Annotated in this window: 2 protein-coding genes; one reads left to right on the forward strand and one right to left on the reverse strand. The window is 57.8% G+C overall.

Annotated elements, in window-relative coordinates:
• The first annotated feature begins 335 nt into the window (after nucleotides 1-335).
• Complete coding sequence (locus AC3WJM_RS22920) at nucleotides 336-641, forward strand: winged helix-turn-helix domain-containing protein (RefSeq protein WP_492260903.1); 306 nt, start codon at nucleotides 336-338, stop codon at nucleotides 639-641.
• A 266-nt stretch (nucleotides 642-907) separates the two neighbouring features.
• Here the strand turns inward: AC3WJM_RS22920 and AC3WJM_RS22925 are convergent.
• On the reverse strand, nucleotides 908-1,946 hold a 1,039-nt coding region (locus AC3WJM_RS22925), incomplete at its 5' end, for a tyrosine-type recombinase/integrase (protein WP_492273043.1).

Below are 1,946 nucleotides of genomic sequence, written 5' to 3' on the forward strand. Positions count from 1 at the left end.
CCCCCCGCTCGGCAACGACGACGTCAAGCAACAGGTTTAGACGACGGGCAAGCTGGGTCTGGGGAGACAAGGCGTCAGCCTTGCTCGTTCCGTGATACCGCATCACCCACTCCCTTCATCGCCAACTGCCAGAGTCGGTCAGCTCCGTTCGAATTCGAGCCTCTGCGTCCCAGTATTCCGTGGGTGGCATGCGCGGGCAATCAGAGCCGCAATGAGGATCTTCCATCATTAGTTCGCGAGGCGTACCCTGCTGCTGTAGACCCGTCTACAGCAGCATCCTAATCTTCATCGCCCCTCAGGCTGTGGTCTCCATGTCGAACATCCTGATGAATAGAATGCGAAGTCGGATTGTCCGGTTCCTGATCAGGAACGGGCCAGCCACCAGCGCCAATATCGCTTCGGCGCTGCAGGCATCTTCGCCGACGATCCGCCGCCACCTTGTGCTAATGCGTGGTGCCGGGCTGGTGGAACATGCAGACCAACGATTCAGCGTCCGCATTGAATTAGTCCGGGAACTAGCCAGTGAAGCTGCTTCCACTTTCGGCCTCACTGTCATGCCGAACAAACCGCAAATACCCATGAACGAGGGCAGGCTTGCAAAGCCTTTTCCCCAGGAACGCAACTACGAAAGGATCGAGTGAGCACATGAAACTCGAATTCTTCGAGCCGGCGGAGGCTGCCACGGTGCTCAAATGTTCCGAGGCCTGGCTGCGCGAAGGAGCGGCCAAGGGCGAGTTCCCCCATGTCGTTTGGGGGAAGGGGAAGATCATTTTCACCTCTGGCCATCTGAAGGAAATTGCTCAGCTTCGTGAGGTCCGGGCAACTCCCGCGTCAACGCCCTCGCCGAGATTGATCGGAACGCGGGCCCGGCCACAACAGAGATATTCGTAGCGGCAGGGATTCGAAACTAACCCCTCCACACAATCGCGGAGCGCTCGACGGCGTCGGCCGCATCTTGGAGTGCTTGCGGCATCAAGTGTCCGTAAACCTGTTCCGTGGTGCGCGTGGACGCATGACCCAGGCGCCTGGAGACCGTGAAGAGGGACACGCCATCCTGAATCAACCAGGAGGCATGGGTGTGACGAAGGTCGTGAATTCGGGGCGACTTCTTCAAGCCGAGAGCTTGGGCCGCCTGGACTGCCGGCACCCAGTAGTGGTGCCAATAGAGCTTGTGAATGATGCGTTCACCCTTGGGCGTCGTGAACAGGAGTTCCGATCCTGGCCGACTGGCCACCAACGGAATCAGAACCTCAACCAAATGCGGGTTCAGCGAAACCGTCCTTTTCCCGGCACCCGTTTTGGTCGCGCCGATGTAGGACTCGGAGTCGGCCCCTCGCTTCCACGCCTTGTTGATACGCATGGTTGCTGGCTTGGACATGAGATCCACGTCCGCAACAGTCACAGCGGTCGCTTCACCAAAGCGAGTACCAGTCATGACCAAGAACTCGGTGAAAGCCTTGTATCGCTCTCCCATGTTTTCAAGAATCAGACCGAACTCGGCATGAGTCAGGAACCGCGCCTCATCCTCGGCTTTTTCACCGGAGGGAAGCTGGACGCCTCGGCAAGGATTGTCCTTGCGGTAGCGCAGCATCACAGCCGTCTCCATGGCCGCAAAGATCAAGCCATGATTGTTCTTGACGGTCTTGGGCGACCTGCCCTTTTCCTGCATCGTCTTGATCCAGTAGGTCAGGTGCCGATAGTCCAATTTGTCGACCGGAATGTGGCCAATGACATCAGCTATGTGCAGCTTCAGCATCGTTTGGTAAGTGTGCACCGTTCCGGAAGAAGGACGAACCAGAAGGTCGATGTGCTCTTGGATTACGGCTGCCACAGTCGGCGCTTTGCTCTGGTTCTGCACCATCGCATGCTGAGCGATTTCGAACGACTGATTGTTGGCGTCCAGGAGACGTTTCAGTGTCTGCGCTTCAGCCGACGTCGAGAAGGTG

It is taken from the genome of Arthrobacter sp. FW306-1B-G06A, assembly GCF_058781765.1.